Below are 15,297 nucleotides of genomic sequence, written 5' to 3'. Positions count from 1 at the left end.
TAAATATGGTAACACAGTATGCCACATAGACTCTCCATAAGGAAGGGGCACCCTCGCGGATGCCCCTCTTGCCACCTAGTCGAAGACGAAGCGACCATCTTGGACGTGCATCTTCTCGCCATCGAACGTGTAGCGCCAGATGCGCGGGTCCTTCTCCTCTGCCTCGTCCCAGTTCTCCATGAACACGAGGACCGAACCCGCCCCGATGACGGGGGCGCAGGCCTCGAAGACGGCACGGCCCATGTCATCCCTGTACGCGGCGATGCCGCTGTCCTCGAAGAAGACGAAATCAATGCCATCCTCGGTCTCGTCCTCCACCGAGAAGCCGAGCCAGTTGAGGATGCCGCGCGGCCCCTCCTTCTCGGCATCGAACCAGAACTCGCCGCTCTGCGACTCCTCGTCGTAATCCCCGGCAAGCGCCTCCCTCATGCCCGCGTCCAGCGCCAGCTCGACGAACCTGCCGTAATCCTTCCTCTTGATGGAGAGGATGCCCTTCAACAGGACCGTCTTGTCCTCACACTTAATCTTCCTCCACCAGTCGCACTTCGGCTCGAACATGTCGGTTCCTTTCTCTCGGTTGCCTGTGGCTTAATTATAGCAACGTGCCGTACTACCAATGTAGTAAACTACAATCCTACACGCCCTCTCCACAAGGTCGCCCCCGCAGGGAACATGGGTCATAGGGGCTTGCCCCTATCCTTGCCCTCCCTCATCCGTCACCCATGCGAACCAGCCGCCATCTCTGCAACATCGCTCTTCTTGTGACCGTCACCCCTCCCGCCTCTCTCCCTGCCTTCCCACCGTCCCGATTTGCGGCTCCGTGAGAAAAAACGACCCCACAGAATCGCTCCTGTGGGGTCTTGAATGTCACCCATGTCCCAGATGACCTATGTCGGATGATGCCGCCTAAAATCGGCTCACAGCGCGTCAGGCGGGAAACGAGCAGTTCACGGCATCATGCAGCCGTAGTCTCGTCATCATCGTTCTTGCCGAGTCGATGCGCGAAGGATGTCCGTCTGGTATGTCATCTGCATCATCCTTCCATGTAATCAGGAGTATACCTTATGTGGGCGGGCCACGGGGGTGTCGATGCCCCATGACCCGCCGTCATCCTATGAGCGCATCCGCGCTGCGCCTCGCGGTTCCTCTCCATTCCCTTTCGTATCGGTGCGTTTCGGTGCGAATCCACTGCACGTCAGCTCTTGGCACTGCCGTCTCACCTCGCGTCGAGGCCCCTCGCACATATCATATCCCTCTCGGTTCAGCGCCCTTCAACACGCTGCTTTTCTTTTCCATCTCGCAGCTTTGCCGGTCTTACCCGTGGTGCCGTATCTGTGTATATGGGTCGCGCGGTCAGTCCTCTTTGGCGACCTCCTCCCACTCGAAGCGGCCCTTGCCGCTGTTGCGCCATTGGAACAGGCCGCGCAGGGCACCGTAGTCCAGCCACTCGCGCACGGTCTCCGCGTCCTTGGGGTTCATCACGAGGATGCTGAACTCAAGCACGGTACCGGCTGGGACGGTCTCGGATGCGGCCAGCGCCACGCGCTCGCCGGAGGCGGAGCTGGCGCGAAGCGGGCGCTCGCAGCGACCGCACTCGGCACCCTTGGGGAGCTGGAACGGGATTCTGCGCTGCTCCACGAACACGGTGCCGTCGATAACCTTCTTGAAGGCCGTCAGCTTGCTCGAACGGGTACCGGGCACGCGGCGCAGGGCCGAGCAGGCGTCCTTGAAGAAGCCCTTGATTTGGTAGTCCCAGCAGAAGGGCACGCCATCCTCCGTGCGGGGGAAGCAGGTGGTCGCGTCCTCCACGGCATCCATGCCCTCGATGACCCCGACCTCCTCAGCGCCGTTCTCCGGCTCGGGGGCCTTCGAGGCAATCCAGTTGCCGTAAATCTCGGGGTCGCCGGGGGTCATGCCCAGAGCCTCCTCAAGCAGGATCAGGCGCACGGCGATTCGCTCACCGATGCCCTCAAGGCGGTTCCCGTCCTTCTTCATGATACGTACCATCCTTCCATGGTCCTCGGCACCGTCCCTTCGGTGCCGTCTGCTGCCTACAATCATAGCAAACTATAAAACAATAATGATGGAAACATTGAGACGCATAATTCCATCATGACTTGGGAGACCCTACCCCCTCCCCTTATGGCCGAACTTCTCACGCAGGAGCCTCATGCGCCCCGTCAATGCGTTGGCGAAGACCTCCTCGGCAAGGAAGTCGCGGAAGCCACCACCGACACCCGTCACCCGCCTCACGCGGTAGGGCTTGACGGACAGGAAGCCCTCGCCGACGGCCACGGCCATATCCAAGGTCGGGTACGCGCCGATGGCGGACCAGCGCCATTGCTCCCCGTCCGGCACCCAGACCTCCAAGCTGTAAACGGTGTCCATGCCATCCACGGCGACCGCCTACTCCCCAATCTCCTCGGCGATTTCACCGGCGATATGCAGAAGCTCGCTTCGGCAGTAATCCATCTTCCGGGCGTAGGACTGCATGATGACCGAAAGCTCGGCGTTCAAGAGCGCAAGCTCGTCATAGCAATCCGCCAATGCTCGGTGCGCGTCCGTGCGCTCGATTCCGAGGATGTCGCGCAGGCTGTCCATGGAGCGGCTGGGCAGGTCGGGCCACAGCTCCCTCGCCACCTCCAACGTGTCGATGACATAGGGGTAGATGAAGACGCGACCGGATTTGGCGGCTGCGGCCTGCACGAACGGGATGTCGAAGGAGGCGATGTTGTGCCCCGCGAGGGTCGCGTCTTCCCCGATGAAGTCGAGGAACGCGTCGAGCGCGTCGCCGATGGCGGGAGCGCCCTTGAGCATATCGTCGGTGATGCCGTTGACGCGCCCCGCCGCCTCGGGCATAGACCCCTCAATCGCCACGAGCGTCGAGAACAAGCCCTGCGGCAGGCCGTCCTTCACGCCGATGGCGGCAATCTCGCAAATCTGGTCGCTATCAGGGTGCAGCCCCGTGGTCTCGATGTCGAACACGACGTAATCGTACTTGGATTCCATTCCATTCTCCCTCTCGATTGAAAAAGGGCCGCGCCACCTGCGACACGGCCCCGCAAAAGGTCATCTCCGACTGTTAGTCGCGCACGACCTTCTCCAACATGACCATACCCGGCGCGTCCTCGTCACCGCTGACGGGCACGGCGCTGAGATGCACCGAACCCTCCTTCAACGCGGCAGTGAATCCCGCGACGGCGATGTCCTCGATTTCCCCGCGCAGGGCGAAGGCGGCATCCACCCAGCCCTCACCGCGCACCCACACCGGGAACGGAGTCGCCGAGACCATGAACATGCGCAGGTCCCCATCACCGGGCAGCTCGTCGGAGTCGGTCGTGCCACCGCCCTCCCGATGGAGCGGGCAACCCTCGCAATCATCGTCACGGAACAGCTCGCAGAACAGCTCCTTGATGATGTCGGGGGCACCATCATCATCGTCATCCTCGCAACGCGCCTCCTCCTCAGCCAAGGCCGCAGCAGCCGCACGGGCGTTCGCAGCCTCCTCGGCGAGCGTGGGGCGGTGGATGGCATCAGGTTCGCGCAAAGCGTCGTTCTTGACGGTCTCCATCAGCGCGACGGCCTCGGCAATCTCCACGGGGGAGGAACAGGCGGTGAGGTTCAGCAGGTCATGGCCGCACCCGCACGTCCATTCATCCTCCTTCCGCACGACCACGGTCCTGCCGCAATCGGGGCACCAGCCCACCAGATACATCTCGTCCTTCTTGTCAGCCATATCTCAATCCTTTCCCTTGATGGCTAGATAATCTCGTCCCTCAGTATACCTTTCGGGTTCGGGTAGCAATCGCGCATCGTCCAGCGCTGGGACACGAACTCGACGCAATCCCGCATCTCAGGTAGGAGCTGCGCAACCGCCTCCTCCTTGCTGCGGGCGCGGCAAACTGCGGTGTCCATGCCCAGCTTGTGCTTCCGCGTGGGCACCTTGCGGCGCAGCTTGATGAAGAAGTAGTAATCCATGATGTCGTTTCCTTCCCTTCTCCTAGTAGTTCAGATGACGGACGCAGGTGTTCTCATACGCCCGAGCCATCAGCCAATCCGGCACATCCTCCCCGAAAGGCTCGTAGTAACGCGCGACCTGACCCGGACGCGCCACGAGGACGGTGACGAGCTTGCGCGAATGCGCGTTGAACACGAGGACGATTCCCGTGCTCGTGAGGACATGGACCTCGCAACCGGCGCGGTGCCCGGTGTCCACGAGGCACTGGCGGACGATGTGGCCGAAACCCACCGTCTGGGCGATGCGCATAATGCGCTCATGGCGGTCGCGGTGGAAGTGCCCGCTCTCGCGGAGACGGCCAAGCTCACGGCGGAACGCGTCGAGGTTCCCGCCGACCTTGCGCTCGATGACGTGGAAGTAGCTGCCCATGGCGTGTCCTTTCCGTTGTGCCGCTATCATCATAGCAAACTACCAACCCACAAATATGGTAAAGTAGGAACCTACATATATAGCACACAACCCTTTTCATGGACACGCGGGAACGATTCGCCCATGCCAAGGAAAAGGGGGCACCCCGTGGGTGCCCCCTTTCATCGACCAGCTAGGCGATTCCGTATGACTTGCAGAGGTACTGGGCGTATGCCTCGCAGAGAAAAGCCACATGTTCGCTAACACCGTCGTAGTAAGCCTGCTCGCACTCCTCCAACTTCCCCAACTGATACTCGTCAACATACCCATCTTCATCGCCATCGAGAAGCGATTCCCAATCACAGTGGTGGAAGTTCCCCGCCCAACGAAGGACGGCCTCATTCTTATCCATCCCGGGGAAGACATCGCCGCCGAAAGCCACCAACCTGCAAAGCATTATGAACTGCTGGTTCAAATCGAGCTGCGCCACGTCATCATCGCTGTACGGTGCGCGGTACTCGTGGTAGCCGTTGAAGACGTACTGCTCTATGCCGCCGTTGCAAATCTGGTAGTCCATATTGATGACGGAGCTGAGGGCGCTGACCTCGTGGAACTGGGTCGGCGTGAGCGCGGCCTTGTCGCAGGTGAGCAGTTTGTCAATCCAGTCGGTGCCCTCGTCGGTCTCCATGACGCGGCTATGCGACAGCTTGACCTTCTTGTCCAGACCCTCAAGCTCGATGCCCTTGTACTTCATGGTGGGGTTCCTTCCCTCGCGGTTGCCTGTGGTTTAATTATAGCAACCTACCATGCCATAAATGTAGCAAACTACAATCCTACATATCCTCTCCATGAAAAAGGGCACCCTCCCGGATGCCCCTTTCTCCTATCCCAAATCGTGTCTTTGAAGAATCTCCGTGAAGGTGTCTTGGTCCATGTCATCGACGGTATCGAAGCCAAGGTCGTGAATCTCCTCGACGATTCCTTCGATGTCCCATTCGGATGGGTCGAAGTTCACAGAGACGTAATCAACGACCTCCTGCTCGATTCGCTGCCTACTCATACACAAAACCTTCCTCTCTCGGTCTTACCGTGCCTTAATTATATCAACCTATCACGCTATCAATGTAGTAACCTACCACCCTACACGCCCTCTCCACAAAACCGCCCCCGCAGGGAACATGGTCATAGGGGCTTGCCCCTATCCTTGCCCTCCCCCATCCGTCACCCATGCGAACCAGCCGCCATCTCTGTGGCACCGCCATCTCTGGAACCGTCAACCCTTTCTCCTCCCTCCTTGCCTTCCCTCCCTCTCCGTCCATGAGAAAAGGGGCCGCGCCGAAGCGCGTCCCCTTCCGTGTAAGCTGGTCGTTGCGTCACAAATCGTAGCATATCCAAGCTTCTCGTTGCACGTCAGCGCTATGCCCTATCACGTCTGGTCTACTCTAAGCGTGGTCGCTCCGTTCCATATCTAATCGGTGCCTCGCGCTGCCTCTCAGTTCTATTCCATCGCATCGCCGGTCTTACCCGAAGTGCCGTATCGGTGGAATCGGAAAAATGGCGGCTAATCGGTTGCGTAGCGTTCCGGCTCGGCCTCCATGAGGGAGACGGTGAGTTCGACACGACGGCCATCGAGGAGGTCGGCGACGTGCTGGCGGATGTCGTGGGCGACCTGGCTGTATATCACGTCGAAAATCGGGACACCTCCGTATGCCGTCATGCCCTCTGCCGTCTCATCAAGCCAGTCGAGGACCATCTGCCCGCAGAGCGAAAACCCCTCCATCACCGCCGCATCTTCCCCCAACAGCTTCTTCGGGTCGTACACCTCTGGGTTGTAATAACTCATGTCGATTTCCTTCCATCATCATGCAATCCAAGGGGTGCAGCACCCCATAGTTGGGATATGGAGTGCTGCCGGGAAACTGGGTTCGTTCGCAGGCGCTACCAACACCTGCGAATAACTGAGAACGAGGTCGAGACTCGTATCAGCTCCCATACATCCCCGTACCGGCTAACCCCCGTGTGCGAACGGTGAGAGGGGCAATGCCTATGAACACGCTTCTTGAAGTCCTGAATGCCCTCGCCGGTACGGGTACATCATACATCATCGCCGTCGAAGCCAAGAATCTCCCCATCCTCATCCATCGAGCGGTGAGGTTGACCGTCCACGACACCGCCGACCGTCACCCCCTTGTCGAAGAACTCGCCCGTCTCCAACTCGCGCTCCCAGCGCTCGACCATCTCGTCCGTTATTGTTCGACCACCAGCAGCTACCCATGACTTGCCCATCTAAAACCTACCGCCTGTCGTCTAATCCGCCTTGCCTCCGCGCATCGTGCGGACAGCCCTGCGCACCATCGCGCCGAGGCTCTTGTCGAGTCTCACGCCAAGGAACGACTCAAGAGAGGCGGTATCCTTGAACACGATGACGCTGTTCACCATCGCCGCATTGAGATATGCCGGAAGTTCGTCATAGATGGCCTTCACCTCGAACTTGAGCGTCCTATCGGCATCGGAGCCATCCGGTTTGTATTCCACCCCTTGATTGTTTGGACGCACCTTGAACTGCGAGGGGTCTACGCGCCATGCCTCAAGCAGCTTCTCCCTCGCCACACGGGCGGTCGCGGTCTCACCGATGAAATCGCGGAACGTCAAGGGCGTGTTCCACGTATCGGACTCGCCAGCCTCCTTAAACATCTCCCGCAACGTGACACTCGACAGGTTCAGGAGGTCTGGAAGATAGTCTCGCGACCCGACACGTATCATGTCCTCCATCTCCTCGACCAGCGGTTCCATGCGGGCAAGGTATTCGAGGAAGAAGGCGGTTGTGAGCCTCCCAATCGAATCGCTCAGAGTCTTCTTGCCGACCGTGCCGACCTCGCGGTCGATGCGAACCTCCGTCCGTATGGGAACAGAGCGCTTCGCCAGCTCGGGTTTCAATCCGCCCATCTTGTTCACCGTCAACGTGTAGATGGGGCTGAGGACATCTTCGCGGTTCAACCAAGCCCCGTCGCGCTTTATGATTGCGTCGGCATTCGTCTGGAATCGCTTCCACGGCATATCGTCAATCAGCAATCCCATCTCCGGGCAGAGGCTATTGATTGCCTTGATTCCAGTCGGTGTCCACTCCTCGTGTGACACCTTGCCCGTCTGCGGAGAACCGTACATCGCTTGCAGGCACAGCTCCATAAAGGTGGTCTTGCCCGCATTGGAGTCACCGTAAAGAATGCAGTATAGAGGGAACAGCGTGAAGGAATAACCATGGCGCATCGCGACCTTTCGCACCCTCGTCATGAACGGCGCGGTGAACATGAAGGCGAGCACCTTGAAGAACTGCTGCTTTGTGACCTCGACATCGCCTATGAAAGAATCGTATCCGCGCATGATGTCGGAGATGCGGTGCGCATCATCTACCCACGCACCCTCCGGCTGAACTTCATACACCTCCCCGTTCAGCGTCGCCGTGCCGCTCTCGGTGTCATAATGGAACTTCGGATAGGCGACCGCACGCACCTCACGCTCTGCTTTGGCCTCCCTTGCCGCGCTGATGACGCGACGCACCTCATCAGGGATGATGACGCGACCACCGGCGACCGGCTTGTAGTCCACCTTATGCTCCCGCATCGCGGCATATTGCTCGCGCTCCTCCTCCGTCATGTCCTTCGGGTCGAAGGTGTAGAAAGTCTCGACCTCATCGTCATCCTCCGGCATGTCGCAGAGGTAGACGACCCCCTTCGCCCGCATGACCGGCACCACCTCTAACTCACCTTCGGAGTCCCCGGCGACACTCGCGAAATCGACCATGGCGGCGGGTTCCAACGGCGTCGTGGACGACATTCCCTTCAACGACTCGAAGCGTGCGAGGCGGTTATCAAACATCACGACATCGCCGTCGAAGCAGGTTATCTCCTCGTACTGACCGCCCGTGAAGGCTCGTTTGGAGAGGTTCGCTGAACCCGTGATGATGCGGCAGCGCCCATCGTCGGCAGACAGTATGTACAGCTTCTCATGCGACATCTTGCGCATGTTGAAGTAGATGCGCACGGAGCCGTCCTTGACGCGTTCCACGAGTTGCTTCCGCTTGGAAAGGCGCTTCATCTCCAACTTTTGGTGCATGGCGACATCCACGATGTCGGGTCGCACGGTGTTCATGGAGCCGATGATTATCTCGACATCCTCGAACATGTCGGCAACCGTCTCCACGAAGCCTAGCCCATATGAGAACGTGATGACCCTCAGATGGTCGAAGCCACCGAACAGGGCCTTGTAATCCATCCTCCGCTGGTCGATGAATTTCGAGTAGATGACCTCGATACCTCCCTTGGTCTCGTCGGCGAACAGGCTCTCCTGACGCAATTCCATTTCCCCTCCTATGCCTGAACCGTCTCCATCAATGCGTCGATGTAGCCGCGCACGCGCTCCGCCAGATGCACGGGGCACTTGATGTAGACCTTATCCTCGTCTCCCGGTTTCATCGGCTCGGTGCTCTCCGTGGATGCGGCCAGCGCCGCCGTAGGCGCATCCACATCGAACAGAGCGCCTTGAGACGGCTCGTGTACCTCCTCGACCTTGGCGGCGAGGGAGTCGTAGAACTCGATGACCGACTCGTTGGCGTAGAGGCGCTGCCGCTCTATCTTCGGCCACACGGTGAGTCCATCAAAGGTGGTGCAGCGGGACAGGGCGACGTAGAGCATGCCCGCGCCGAACACCTTGGAGTGGACGGCGCAGCGCTCGAAGGTCTGACCCTGCGACTTGTGGATGGTGATGGCGAACGCGAGGCGAAGAGGGATTTGCGTGAATGACCCCACCGTGTCGGTTACTAGCTCCTGCGCGGGGTTGCCGTCATCGCCGATGAAGTCGCGCACGGAGGATTTCAGCACTTTCCACTCCTTCTCGGTCACCTCGACGGGGTACTCGCAGTCATCGAACTCGACTATCACGCTATCCGCCCCGACTTCCGAGATGGTCCCCAGCGAGCCATTCGCAAGACCGTGGTCTGGCATGTTCGCCAGCAGCATCACGCGTGCGCCCTCCACGAGACGGAGCTTATCGTCAGTTGGCTTGTCCGAGGGCTTCACATCTCCGTAGGAGTACGCCGTATACGTCCGCGCCCTCGCGCCCATGCGCTCCAATTCCCCCACGCGCTCGTCGTTGATGGTGGATGCCATGCGATTCGTCGCGCACAGCCACAGGTCATCCTCCGGTGCTCGCTTGCGGTCGGAGATGGAACGCTCGTTGAAGTAGCCTATGCAGTCCCTATCGCCGATGCGGGCGCGGTTGAGCTGGCCGATGAACTCGGGGTCGCTCTGGCGCACAACCTCGGTGAGGACGTGCGGTTCAAAATCCATGCCCTTCCACAGCTGCGACTTGAAGGCGTAGCCGTCATCGTTCCCCGGCCACAGCTGCATCAGCACCTTGCGGTCATCATCGGTCACGACCGGCGGGAGCTGGAAGAAGTCGCCCACGAGCACGACCTGCTTCCTACCCGAGACGCGCTTGGCTGCGAGCACCATGTTCATGACGCGCTCGAACAGGTCGATGCGGCACATGGATACCTCGTCGATGATGATGACCTCGGCCTTGTTGAGCACCTTGCGCGTGAGCGTCTTCTTGTTCTCGTCGTGCGGGTCGAGCACGCCGAAACCCACCTGCAAGGTGCGGTGGATGGTCGTGCCGTTATGCAAGTTCTGCGCGGCTATCCCCGTCGGGGCCATGGCGAGGTAGGGAACCTCGCGCTCCTCAAGCTCCTCGATGAATGCGTTGAGCACGTAGCTCTTGCCCGTGCCCGCGTTTCCCGATAGGAACACGTTGCGGCCAGACAGCAGGGCGTCCATGGCCTCCGCCTGACCGGGCGTGAACGTGCGCTCCTCCTCTTCCATGCGACCCCTTCCAAGTCGAGATGATGCTATATGGATATGATTATATCAGACTATAAAGCAACAATGATGCAAATCCACAATACCATGAGATGCGCACAGAGCGTCATCGGTCGGACTTTCCATCTCGGGCCTGTTCTTTGCCATGCGCCCCCATTATCCATCGCGTGAGCCGTCGAGTCATGTGCGCAGCCGTGAATCGACGGGGAGGGCGATGCCTCTGGGGAGTCCGAGGGGATGAAGTTCCCTCGTCATCCTCGACATGGGCATATCCAATCATCCCAAGGCTCGTCAAGGTCATCTGATGATGCGAAGGTCTCGGGGATGCGGTCGTGGTGCGCGGCATGGGCGAGTCCGTATATCCGCCCCGGCGCATCGCCGTCCCATGTGCGCGTGATGCGCTCGGCAACCGCCTCCTCCCCAAGCCCCGTGATTGCCGCCATATCGGCGAGGGTGCATCCGGTGGCGAGGAAGGCCACGGTCATCGCGACCGACTCCGCCCGCCTCACGTAGAGCGCACCTAAGCCATCTGCCCCGCCTCCCAAGGGGATGCCGTGCAGGTGCATCACATCCGAGAACACGAACGCGGCTTGTCCGTACTGCTCTCCATCGTCAAGAAGGCTCCCGCCGTACCGCTTGAGGAATAATCGCAGCCTACATGGCGTGAGAGGCTTCTTGTACCAAGGCTCCTCGCAGCCGCTCATGAGCAACGAGGCCTCGTCCCAGAAGGGGCTTTCCACCCCGGCTTGCAGGGCGAGTCGTTCGACCATGAGGTAACAGGCGGCTGTCCCCAAATCGCCTTCGCGCATATCCGGCATATCCCCTCCCCGACCTCTTATCTAGGTGCTATCACATCAAACCACAATACCATCAGGATAGATTAGTATCTATCTATATGAGCCACATGCCAAAGGGCACCCTCTCGGGTGCCCCACGGTGTCACCATCCCCGGTTCTCCCGTTCGGCCCTGCGGCGCTCGCGCTCGACGCGACGGCGGGCGAACTCCGCTTGGATGCGGCGGTCTCGGAGCATACCGGCGATGTAGAGCGAGACGGTCGCGATGACGATGCAGGCGATTCCCAGGCAGAACTCGACCACCGTGCCGTCGCAATACCCGTAGACGCGGGCGCAGACAACGGCATCCTCGCAGAGGAACACACCGCTCCCGCCGAAACAGAGACCCGCGACCGTGTACTTCTCGGTCTTGTCCATCTTCCCCATGTCCCCATCCCTCCCTCATTGGCTTGTGTTAATAGTATTGTATCAAACTACAATACTATAAATGTAGTAAGAAGGGTATCCACATATCCATCATAAAGAAGGGCACCCTCCCGGATGCCCTCGCTTGGGTATATGCCCTGCCCTCACCATCGCGCGATATATACGTCTCGGTACTTGAAGAAGGGCACCAACCGTGGTGCCCTTCGCGTTTCCATTTCCGGCTACTCGTTGAAGTAGCAACGCGAATTGAACCAATCCGCCACCTCATGGAAGGCGTCTGCATCCACGTCCCACGGCATGACCACCCATATCTCGGTGAAGGGGTCGTTCGCCTTCCACTGGTCCACATCCTCCGCGAACACCACATGGAGGTCTGGCCGCTCGGCTCCCAACTCCTCCGCACGTCCGCGAGCCAGCTCGACAAGCTCCGGGTAGCCCATGCCGAGGTCCGCTGCGTAGCTCCCGTCATACATGGCGGAGAGCGGACGCAGTACCGAGTACCGCCCATCCCACTCGACAAGGTAGCACTCCACCCCGTAGCCGTCCGACCACAAATCGTCCAGCACGCGCCTGAGTTGCACGGGAAGCTCCTCCGGCCCGATTTCGCGCCCATCGGGGGCGGTGAGGTCCGCAGTCGCGTTCGACCAGTAGCGGTGCCCCTCCGGGTACTCACCCTTCTTCAACGTGTACAGCATGTCATTTCCTCTCTTCTCGATTGCCTGTGCCCTAATTATATCAATATGGTATCCTACTAATGTAGCAAACCATATTCCTACATAGTCTTTCCATGAAAAGGGGCACCCCATCGGATGCCCCTCGAAATCCCCTACTACTGCAACGCGATGCCGCATCCGGTCAACGGCTCGCCCTCGCGATACTGACGGTCAAGCTCCTCAAGCTCAAGCCTCCGCCACTTACGCGCGTTCTCTGCGTCCCCGAAACATCCCGCGTTCTCGTGCTCGCAGATTTCCTCAATGTAGTAATCTTTCACCTGACGGCACTTCTGCTTGTACTCTTCCTCGCGCTCCATTTCCCTTCTCCCTTCTCTCGGTTGCCTGTGGCTTAATTATATCAATATAGCATTCTACCAATATAGTAAACAATAATACTACATAATCCTTCCATGAAAAAGGGCACCCTCTCGGATGCCCCTCACGTGATTACCAGAAGGCGTAGAACGCGGGAGTTTGCCGAATACCGCCGCTGTAGCTGACATGCATCCTGACCTCGAACCCGCGCTGGCGCAGGATTTCGAGGGCCTTTTCCTTCGCCCCATCCATGCAGTCGCAATAGAAGAGACACGATTCTCTCTCCCCCAGCTCCGCGTCTTGGCGAATCCTGCGCTCGCAGCGCTCAAGCGCTTCCATCACCTTTCCGTCACCGCTCATATCGCGAGCCATATCCGCAGTAAGCATACCCGGTTCCTTCCTCTCTCGGTCTTACCGTGCCTTAATTATATCAACCTATCATGCTATCAATGTGGTAAACTACATTCCTACATACCTTCTTCACAAGGTCGCCCCCGCAGGGAACATGGGTCATAGGGGCTAAGCCCCTATCCTTGCCCTTCCCCTCTCTCGTCACCCATGTGAACAAGCAGCCCTATCCACAGCACCGCGCTTCCCGTGACCGTCAACCAACCCTCCTCTCTCCCTGCCTTTCTTTCCGCCTTCCCATGAGAAAAGGAGCCGCGCCGAAGCGCGACCCCTTCCGTGTGTAATTCCATAGCCAAGCCATTCGCGACTCCGCCACGCTCTTCCTTCTCAGGTCCAATCTTGGCCGCGATACTCTTTTCCACCGCATCGCCGGTCTTACCCGAGGTGCCGTATCGGTGGGACCCGACTGCGCACGCCTAGTAGGGCATCGCCAAGAGGGGCAGCACCGCGATGTAGCCGATGACCGACAGCGCGATTCGGATGCCGAGGCCGATGAGCGCGAACTTCGTGCAATCGGAGCGGTACGGCGCGTCCATGTTGCACAGGGACGCCAAGATTGCGCATCCCGCACCGCCGAGCAGGCCCGCGAAGAGGTAGCCCGCCTTCTGACCGCCCGTGAGGAACGTCTTGCGCGTCACGAGCACTTGGTCGTTCTGATTCTCCATGATTTGACTCCAATCGGACAAGGGGACCGGGGGTGCGCGTCAGCGCCCCGCCGGTCCCCATATGCAACCACCGTCAAGAAAGGAGACGGCCCGTCCATCGTAACACACTCAGCCCCGATATAACGCCTTGTTCTCCTCGTACCATCGACTGGCATCCTCGACGGTGCCCCCGCCCAAATGACCCACGACTTCGGCACCCTCGTATAAGCGGTCGGAGAAGAACGGGCGGCACTCATCGCAGAAGGAGCGAAGGCCGCGCTCAATCCACGACGGATTGCAGGCGTTCACCCACAGCCCCTCCTCGCCCTCGATTGACACGAGGTAGTCGCGCCCGCCCCCCCCTCGTACTCGATGATGTCCCCGGCACTGTACATGTCCCTCAAACCCATGGATTGAACTCCTCTCCCGAGGCAACCACCTCTGTCGGTTTTCCACGCTTTCAATGGCCGGAGGGTTCCCAACCCGACCCGCAGGCTGTTGGAAGGGTGGGAAACCGACTCTGGCATATAATAGAGGCTCATGTCGGCGAATAGACGGAAAGGACCTAACATGGCAACGGTATCTGAAATCGACGGGAAGCTCGATGAGCTGAAACGGCAAGCCGCCGCACTCAAGGAGCAGCGGAAGGTAGCCGCCGCCAAGGAGCGCGAGCAGGCGAGGAAGTGGAAAGCCGCGACCCTCGCGGCAATCGGCGAAATCGTGCTCAAGACCCTCGGCGCGGATTGGACCGACATCGACCTCGAAGGGCTGCAAGGCTGGCTCGCCGACAACGCCGAGGACATCCGGCTCATGGCGGTCACCGACCCGCGCACGCCTGTGGAGGCGAAGGAGGCGCTTGACGCGTTCAAGCGCTCCTCGAAGCCGAAGCGCACAGGGAAACCCGATGCGGTCGAGGATGTGACCGAAATGCCGGAAACCATCGACATGGCCGAGGATGAGAAGCAGGCGGACTGGTAGGCCGCAAAAGGGAAAAACCCGCAGCGGATGGCAGATGCCTCCCCCTGCGGGTCTCCCGTCTCTGCTGCAACTCATCAAGCAGAAAGGACTGACTCGATGATACGACACCTCGGCGCTTTCAGCACCCACATTTCACATTCCCGACCGATTTGGCACTCGGCTACCCCTCGCGCGTGTCCCTATAAATAATTAAATGGGTGTGTGAAGGATACGTGGAGAGCGATATGGCATATTGCAAGTATTGTAGGATGCTATCTTACTACAAATGTGGTGGAAATATGGAACCGCCGCGTCATGTGCATCCCATCGCCGAATGGTGTATCCTCGGTATTGAGGTTTATTGCGGAACCGGACAACTTAGCTTTCTCAGCCCTCGTGGCGGGAAATATATAGAAATACCCCGTGGTGTCCGCAATCGCCACGGGGTATTGTCGTTTGGAGGCACTTACATGGAGGTCAGTTTCGATGCTGACGTGGCGGCGGAGCACGGCGTCCGCGCCGCAGTCGTGCTCAATCATATCGCGCACCTGATGCGGTTCCCCGACGGGTCGCAGGCCGGTCATTTCAATACATGCGGTCGCGCTTACGTGCATGTGTCGCCCGAGTACCTTTGGAAGATGTTCCCCTTCATGAGCCTCCGTCAGGCGACAGAGGCCTTGAGGGAGCTTCGCGAAGGCGGTCTCATCGCCGAGCGCGAATATGGCGGTCTCGACCCCGATTACCGCAACTGGTACACGTTGGCAGAGACGGGAAACGCCGTCGCATGACGGCTCCCATCA

At 59.5% G+C, this 15,297-nt stretch carries 21 protein-coding genes; 2 read left to right on the top strand and 19 right to left on the bottom strand.

From position 1 onward, the window contains the following. Positions 1–75 precede the first annotated feature (75 nt). The 19 genes from ACG3M1_RS02110 to ACG3M1_RS02020 form a co-directional block, all read right to left on the bottom strand. Entirely contained in the window at positions 76–558 is a 483-nt protein-coding gene (locus ACG3M1_RS02110; protein WP_395814766.1) for a hypothetical protein, read from the bottom strand. Between the two features lie 795 nt (positions 559–1,353). Then, positions 1,354–1,995: a hypothetical protein gene (locus ACG3M1_RS02105; RefSeq protein ID WP_395814763.1), complete on the bottom strand. Its 642-nt coding sequence runs from the start codon at positions 1,993–1,995 to the stop codon at positions 1,354–1,356. 132 nt (positions 1,996–2,127) lie between these two features. Beyond that, complete coding sequence (locus ACG3M1_RS02100; protein WP_161808251.1) at positions 2,128–2,397, bottom strand: hypothetical protein; 270 nt, start codon at positions 2,395–2,397, stop codon at positions 2,128–2,130. 9 nt (positions 2,398–2,406) lie between these two features. Beyond that, positions 2,407–3,009 carry a PolC-type DNA polymerase III gene (locus ACG3M1_RS02095; protein WP_395814760.1) on the bottom strand — a complete coding sequence of 201 codons (603 nt, stop codon included), beginning with the start codon at positions 3,007–3,009 and terminating at the stop codon, positions 2,407–2,409. Positions 3,010–3,082: 73 nt separating this feature from the next. Then, entirely contained in the window at positions 3,083–3,736 is a 654-nt protein-coding gene (locus ACG3M1_RS02090; protein ID WP_257340320.1) for a hypothetical protein, read from the bottom strand. A gap of 23 nt (positions 3,737–3,759) precedes the next feature. Next, positions 3,760–3,978, bottom strand: coding sequence for a hypothetical protein (locus ACG3M1_RS02085; protein ID WP_250832307.1), 219 nt, complete (start codon positions 3,976–3,978; stop codon positions 3,760–3,762). A gap of 22 nt (positions 3,979–4,000) precedes the next feature. Then, positions 4,001–4,387, bottom strand: a complete 387-nt coding sequence (locus ACG3M1_RS02080) for a hypothetical protein (RefSeq protein ID WP_173687061.1) — start codon at positions 4,385–4,387, stop codon at positions 4,001–4,003. A 172-nt stretch (positions 4,388–4,559) separates the two neighbouring features. Next, on the bottom strand, positions 4,560–5,120 hold the full coding sequence (locus ACG3M1_RS02075) for a hypothetical protein (protein WP_036745264.1): 561 nt from the start codon (positions 5,118–5,120) through the stop codon (positions 4,560–4,562). Between the two features lie 129 nt (positions 5,121–5,249). Then, complete coding sequence (locus tag ACG3M1_RS02070) at positions 5,250–5,432, bottom strand: hypothetical protein (RefSeq protein ID WP_395814757.1); 183 nt, start codon at positions 5,430–5,432, stop codon at positions 5,250–5,252. A 495-nt stretch (positions 5,433–5,927) separates the two neighbouring features. Further along, positions 5,928–6,209 carry a hypothetical protein gene (locus ACG3M1_RS02065; RefSeq protein ID WP_395814754.1) on the bottom strand — a complete coding sequence of 94 codons (282 nt, stop codon included), beginning with the start codon at positions 6,207–6,209 and terminating at the stop codon, positions 5,928–5,930. Positions 6,210–6,460: 251 nt separating this feature from the next. Then, positions 6,461–6,652 carry a hypothetical protein gene (locus tag ACG3M1_RS02060; protein WP_395814751.1) on the bottom strand — a complete coding sequence of 64 codons (192 nt, stop codon included), beginning with the start codon at positions 6,650–6,652 and terminating at the stop codon, positions 6,461–6,463. Positions 6,653–6,673: 21 nt separating this feature from the next. Beyond that, on the bottom strand, positions 6,674–8,725 hold the full coding sequence (locus ACG3M1_RS02055; protein ID WP_395814748.1) for a phospholipase D family protein: 2,052 nt from the start codon (positions 8,723–8,725) through the stop codon (positions 6,674–6,676). Positions 8,726–8,733: 8 nt separating this feature from the next. Further along, positions 8,734–10,242 carry an ATP-dependent DNA helicase gene (locus tag ACG3M1_RS02050; RefSeq protein ID WP_052015748.1) on the bottom strand — a complete coding sequence of 503 codons (1,509 nt, stop codon included), beginning with the start codon at positions 10,240–10,242 and terminating at the stop codon, positions 8,734–8,736. A 248-nt stretch (positions 10,243–10,490) separates the two neighbouring features. Then, positions 10,491–11,057, bottom strand: a complete 567-nt coding sequence (locus ACG3M1_RS02045; RefSeq protein WP_270854865.1) for a hypothetical protein — start codon at positions 11,055–11,057, stop codon at positions 10,491–10,493. Positions 11,058–11,178: 121 nt separating this feature from the next. Continuing rightward, positions 11,179–11,460, bottom strand: a complete 282-nt coding sequence (locus ACG3M1_RS02040) for a hypothetical protein (protein ID WP_395814744.1) — start codon at positions 11,458–11,460, stop codon at positions 11,179–11,181. Positions 11,461–11,681: 221 nt separating this feature from the next. Continuing rightward, positions 11,682–12,155, bottom strand: coding sequence for a hypothetical protein (locus tag ACG3M1_RS02035; RefSeq protein ID WP_395814741.1), 474 nt, complete (start codon positions 12,153–12,155; stop codon positions 11,682–11,684). Between the two features lie 134 nt (positions 12,156–12,289). After that, positions 12,290–12,490 (bottom strand): hypothetical protein, encoded by a 201-nt coding sequence (locus ACG3M1_RS02030; protein ID WP_270854861.1) that lies wholly within the window; start codon positions 12,488–12,490, stop codon positions 12,290–12,292. A gap of 130 nt (positions 12,491–12,620) precedes the next feature. Continuing rightward, positions 12,621–12,875: a hypothetical protein gene (locus tag ACG3M1_RS02025; RefSeq protein ID WP_395814738.1), complete on the bottom strand. Its 255-nt coding sequence runs from the start codon at positions 12,873–12,875 to the stop codon at positions 12,621–12,623. Between the two features lie 437 nt (positions 12,876–13,312). Then, positions 13,313–13,561 (bottom strand): hypothetical protein, encoded by a 249-nt coding sequence (locus ACG3M1_RS02020; RefSeq protein ID WP_227402190.1) that lies wholly within the window; start codon positions 13,559–13,561, stop codon positions 13,313–13,315. A gap of 549 nt (positions 13,562–14,110) precedes the next feature. Between ACG3M1_RS02020 and ACG3M1_RS02015 the strand changes: the two genes are divergently transcribed. Both ACG3M1_RS02015 and ACG3M1_RS02010 read left to right on the top strand, forming a co-directional pair. Further along, positions 14,111–14,518, top strand: a complete 408-nt coding sequence (locus ACG3M1_RS02015; RefSeq protein ID WP_395814735.1) for a hypothetical protein — start codon at positions 14,111–14,113, stop codon at positions 14,516–14,518. Between the two features lie 449 nt (positions 14,519–14,967). After that, positions 14,968–15,285, top strand: a complete 318-nt coding sequence (locus ACG3M1_RS02010; protein WP_227402193.1) for a hypothetical protein — start codon at positions 14,968–14,970, stop codon at positions 15,283–15,285. The last annotated feature ends 12 nt before the right edge of the window (positions 15,286–15,297 follow it).

This window comes from Clostridium sp. 10cd* (genome assembly GCF_044336395.1).
GTDB lineage: Bacteria > Bacillota_I > Bacilli_A > Erysipelotrichales > Erysipelotrichaceae > Clostridium_AQ > Clostridium_AQ innocuum.
Note: the sequence above shows the minus strand (reverse complement) of the source record. Positions and strands in the feature narration are given on the sequence as shown.